This window comes from Mesorhizobium sp. M7A.F.Ca.AU.001.01.1.1 (assembly GCF_004022735.1).
Lineage (GTDB): Bacteria > Pseudomonadota > Alphaproteobacteria > Rhizobiales > Rhizobiaceae > Mesorhizobium > Mesorhizobium ciceri.
This window is the reverse complement of record NZ_RZPF01000527.1, coordinates 1-4,776: the sequence shown is the minus strand read 5'-3', so window position 1 is coordinate 4,776 and position 4,776 is coordinate 1. Positions and strand designations below refer to the sequence as shown.

Sequence of the window (4,776 nt, the reverse complement as noted above, 5' to 3'; positions counted from 1 at the left end):
GCCCAGGGTAGATGGTCGGCAAGCCGGTCGGCTTTGCTTCGATATTCCGAAAGGTTCAGCATGCAAGCCACCCCTTCAGACGTAGGTGGCGCACAAGCACGCTGGCGAAGTCCGGATCGCGTCTTGCGGCAAACACCGCTAACGAGTGGCCTGCGATCCAAAGCACCAGACCAGCAATCCATTGCTGCAAGCCGAAGCCAATGGCCGCGGCCACTGTACCGTTGAGGATCGCCACCGCGCGCGGAGCCCCGCCGAGCAGGATCGGCTCGGTCAGCGCCCGGTGGACCGGTACTGCGAAGCCCTCGATATGCTGCTCCCCGGCGGCCATCAGACGAGCGCCCCACCACCGAAGGAGAAGAAGGAGAGGAAGAAGCTCGATGCCGCGAAGGCGATCGACAGACCGAAGACGATCTGAATCAGGCGCCGAAAACCACCGGCGGTGTCGCCGAAGGCAAGCGTCAGGCCGGTGGTGATAATGATGATCACCGCAACGATCTTGGCGACCGGTCCCTGCACGGACTCCAGGATCTGCTGCAGCGGCTGCTCCCACGGCATGCCGGAGCCGGCGGCATAAACCGGGGCCGTGATAAGAAACGCGAGCGCTGTGGACGAAAGAAAGCGAAGCTTCTTGCGCATGAGGAAGGCCTTTCAAAGCTGCTGGAGTTGCGAAAGCGTGAGCGGGGCAACGGCGTAATCGCCGCTGCCGTCGAGACCGGTGACCTCGGCGATTGCGTCGATGTGGCGCGACGAGCCGCGTCCCGCTATGAAGACGATCAGATCTATCGCCTCAGCGATGAGCCGGCGGGGAACGGTGACCACCGCTTCCTGGGCGAGTTGCTCAATGCGATAGAGAGCCGAGCGCGCGGAATTGGCGTGTACGGTAGCGATGCCGCCTGGGTGCCCGGTGTTCCATGCCTTCAGCATGTCGAGCGCTTCCGCGCCCCTCACCTCGCCCACGATGATGCGGTCCGGCCTGAGCCTCAGCGTCGAGCGCACGAGATCGGCAAGGGTGACCGAGCCCCGCCTTGTTCTCAGGGCAACGCAGTCCCTGGCCGCGCACTGCAGTTCGCGTGTGTCCTCGATCAGGATCACCCGATCGTCGCATTCGGCGACTTCAGCCAGCAGAGCGTTGGCGAGTGTTGTCTTCCCCGAGGAAGTGCCGCCGGCGATCAGCATGTTGCGCCGCTCGCGGACGGCCTTTTTCAGCGCATCGGCCTGCAGCGGCAGCATGATGCGTTCGGCAACATAGTCGGCCAGGGTGTAGACTTTCGCGGCGGGCTTGCGGATGGCAAAACATGGCGCCAACACCACAGGTGGCAGCAGGCCTTCGAAGCGTTCGCCAGACGGCAATTCGGCACTGACGATCGGGTTGTCGGCGTGCGCCTCGGCGCGCACGTGCGAAGCAACCAGGCGGATGATACGTTCTGCCTCGGACGGGTGCATGTGAACGTCGGTATCGACCCGACCTTCGCCTAACCGGTCGAGTCGCAGCGCGCCGTCGGGATTGACCATCACCTCGATGACGGACGGATCGGCCAGGGCTTCGGTGATTGCCGGACCCATGGCGGTGCGCAGCATGACACGCCGCCGGTGGTCGGCCTCGGGATGAGAGCTCATCCTTCCCCTCCCCCACCATTGTCTTTGCTAAGCGACTTTTTGCCGGAAGCGATCTGGCGGCCGACCTTCTCAACGAATTTCTCGAAACGCTCTTGGGCAATAGCCTGCGTTGCCCGATCCGGGACCGGCGTGTGGGCGTGAAGGGTGATCGAAAAGCGGATGAAGAGCGCCAGGCTCTCCAGGATCACCTCGGAATCGCGCCTGACGTGGGCAAGATCGCGGGAGAGCCGGTCAAGCCTTACGCCGTAGCGCCGATCGAACTCGCTCTCGCCACGCCGCTCGATGAACGCCTCGATCGCCTTCCCCACGATCGCTGATTTGGTCGTTGACGGATCGCGACTGAGGTTGTCCAGTTTCTCGCTGAGCTCCGGCTCAAGCAGAAACTGATGGCGAATGCGGTGCGGCTTCATGCGGATCGTTCCGACGGCCCGGCGTTGCGCCGGCGACGGGAGAAGCATCGGCCAGACGCTCAAAATTGCTTATGGCCGTTATCTACGCTGAGGTGCGCTCTGCAACTCAGCGGACTTCAGAAGCCGGGAATGACATCGTCGCCCCTGCCCTCGTTGATACCGTAGACGCGGGCCGCAGTGGAAATCCGATCCATGACACGCTTGTCCGCGAGCGCTTCGCTGTCATCGTCTGCGGGCTTGTACAGATCGGCCTGATCGGGCTCTTGAGAGACAACAACGTCTTCTTCGGGCAGGCTTGGATGGCGTTGCTGCTGAACGCCTCCCTCGTCTTCAACTGGCGCGTCGGCGCTTTCCTCGTCCGCAGCAAGTCGGCTATCGACGCTGCACACTTGTCCAGTCCAGCCGTCCGGGCGTGATGCAGGGCAGTCCGCATAGGGTCCGTCGTGCAGCACCGGCGCAGGCAGCACCCGATCTGTGAAATTCTGATCCTGATAATAGCGCAGCTTCTTGGCGCGGATCGGCGGCAACCCAGAAACCAGGACCAATTCGTCTGACGGCGGCAATTGCATCACCTCGCCTGGCGTCAGGAGCGGGCGCGCGGTTTCCTGGCGGCTCACCATGACATGTGAAAGCCAGGGCGCAAGCCGATGGCCCGCATAGTTGCGCATCGACCTAAGTTCGGTTGCGGTGCCGAGGGCATCCGAGATGCGCTTGGCCGTGCGTTCGTCATTGGAGGAAAAGGCAATTCGCACGTGGCAATTGTCGAGAATAGCATTGTTCTCGCCATAGGCCTTTGAAACCTGGTTCAAAGATTGTGCGATCAGATAGGAGCGAATGCCATAACCTGCCATGAAGGCGAGCGCCGTTTCGAAGAAGTCGAGGCGACCGAGCGCCGGAAACTCGTCCAGCATCATGAGCAGCTGATGCTTACGGCTCTTCTTCGGGTCCCCCTCCAGACGCTCCGTCAACCGCCTGCCGATCTGGTTCAAGATCAGTCGCACAAAAGGCTTGGTGCGCGAGATATCCGAAGGCGGCACGACCAGATAGAGCGACAGCGGTCGCTCTCCATCCACTAGGTCAGCGATGCGCCAGTCGCAGGACGAAGTGGCCGCCGCGACCGTTGGATCACGATAAAGCCCGAGAAAGGACATGGCGGTCGAGAGGACGCCTGAGCGCTCGTTTTCCGACTTGTTCAGGAGTTCGCGAGCCGCCGAGGCCACTACGGGATGGACCTGAGGGTTATGCCCCGTCCCGAGATGGTTTGTCGTCATCATCCGCCGTAGCGTTGCGGCAAACGAGCGTTGCGGGTCCGACAGGAAGGTGGCGACGCGGGCCAGCGTCTTGTCCTCTTCAGCGTAGAGCACGTGCAAAATGGCGCCAACTAGGAGTGAATGGCTGGTCTTCTCCCAGTGGTTCCGTCGCTCCAGCGCGCCCTCGGGATCGACGAGGATGTCGGCGATGTTTTGAACGTCCCGGATCTCATCTGGGCCTTTGCGCACCTCCAGCAGCGGGTTGTAGCGTGCCGATCTCGGGTCGGTCGGATTGAACAGAAGGCAGTACGAGAATTTCGACCGCCAGCCGGAGGTCAACTGCCAATTTTCGCCTTTTATATCATGAATGATGGCAGACCCGGTCCAGGAAAGTAGCGTTGGAACAACCAGCCCCACGCCCTTGCCCGAACGCGTCGGCGCAAATGCCATGACGTGCTCCGGGCCGTCATGGCGCAGATAGCGATCGTTCAGCCTACCGAGGAAAACGCCCGCCGGCCGTAACAACCCTGCCGTCTCGACCTCATGAGTCGTGGCCCACCGTGAAGACCCATAGGTCGTAACCGACCCGCGCTGTCGCGCGCGCAAAAGCGAGCCAGCGATTGCGGCGGCACAACCCAGGAATCCGCTGGCGCCTGCAAGCGTACCGGCTTTGTCGAAGACCTCCGGCGCATAAGCATCGAAGTGGAACCACCATTCAAACAGCTTCCACGGCTTGTAGATTGGCCAGCCGGCGAAGAGAAACCATGGTGCGCCGAGAGGCGTCTGGTAGGTCAGCATTTGAGCGCACCATTGGGTTGCCGTCCATACGCCGATAATGACAATTGCGCACACAACGGCGATCTGCCCGATCAGTAGCTTCGTAGGTGTCATCGGCTTGGCCCGCTGAACAACGCGACCTAGCATCGCGCGGCGCAGCCGGGACAGGAATGTTCCTCACATACGATTTGGGAGCAATGAACGACTTCCTACGTATGCAGGTCGGTCAGCACGCGTGTTGCGCCTTCACGCGACACCATCCGCCACTCCATCCTTTCCATTCACCCTGAGGCCCGGCGCCGCCGACAGTTGCGTGACCGCTCCTCCGCAAAGTTATCTTCTGCGTTCAGGGAGCCACGGCGCCTGGGCTGGCTGATGAACACCGTCCGCTCGCGCATGTGGGGTCGAATTGATTTGTGCCCAAGTGGAGGCAGGCTCGTCTTCCAACAGTTGCCGCAGTTCCCCTGGCTCGAACGCCATCATCGGTGGGGAAGCGGGTTCATCCTCCAACAGTTGCCGCAGTTCCCCTGGCTCGAACGCCATCATCGGTGGGGAAGCGGGTTCATCCTCCAACAGCTGCCGCAGTTCCCCTGGCTCGAACGCCATCATTGGTGGGGAGGCAGGCTCGTCCTCCAACAGTTGCCGCAGTTCCCCTGGCTCGAACGCCATCATTGGTGGGGAGGCAGGTTCGTCCTCCAACAGTTGCCGCAGTTCCCCTGGCT

At 61.9% G+C, this 4,776-nt stretch carries 6 protein-coding genes; all 6 read right to left on the bottom strand.

Annotation, left to right across the window (positions count from 1 at the left end; genetic code table 11):
- Positions 1–55: 55 nt before the first annotated feature.
- Entirely contained in the window at positions 56–328 is a 273-nt protein-coding gene (locus EN884_RS26175; RefSeq protein ID WP_024502852.1) for a VirB3 family type IV secretion system protein, read from the bottom strand.
- Entirely contained in the window at positions 328–636 is a 309-nt protein-coding gene (locus EN884_RS26170; RefSeq protein ID WP_024502851.1) for a TrbC/VirB2 family protein, read from the bottom strand. Before EN884_RS26170 ends, EN884_RS26175 begins: the two co-directional genes overlap by 1 nt.
- A gap of 12 nt (positions 637–648) precedes the next feature.
- Positions 649–1,617: a P-type conjugative transfer ATPase TrbB gene (gene trbB / locus EN884_RS26165; protein WP_024502850.1), complete on the bottom strand. Its 969-nt coding sequence runs from the start codon at positions 1,615–1,617 to the stop codon at positions 649–651.
- The gene (locus EN884_RS26160) at positions 1,614–2,027 is read right to left on the bottom strand and encodes a CopG family transcriptional regulator (RefSeq protein ID WP_063170364.1); all 414 of its coding nucleotides are present in this window, start codon (positions 2,025–2,027) and stop codon (positions 1,614–1,616) included. Before EN884_RS26160 ends, trbB begins: the two co-directional genes overlap by 4 nt.
- A gap of 116 nt (positions 2,028–2,143) precedes the next feature.
- Positions 2,144–4,168: a conjugal transfer protein TraG gene (locus tag EN884_RS26155; protein ID WP_063169233.1), complete on the bottom strand. Its 2,025-nt coding sequence runs from the start codon at positions 4,166–4,168 to the stop codon at positions 2,144–2,146.
- A 219-nt stretch (positions 4,169–4,387) separates the two neighbouring features.
- A partial coding sequence (locus EN884_RS39080) for a hypothetical protein (RefSeq protein ID WP_206617639.1) occupies positions 4,388–4,776 on the bottom strand: 389 nt, incomplete at its 5' end.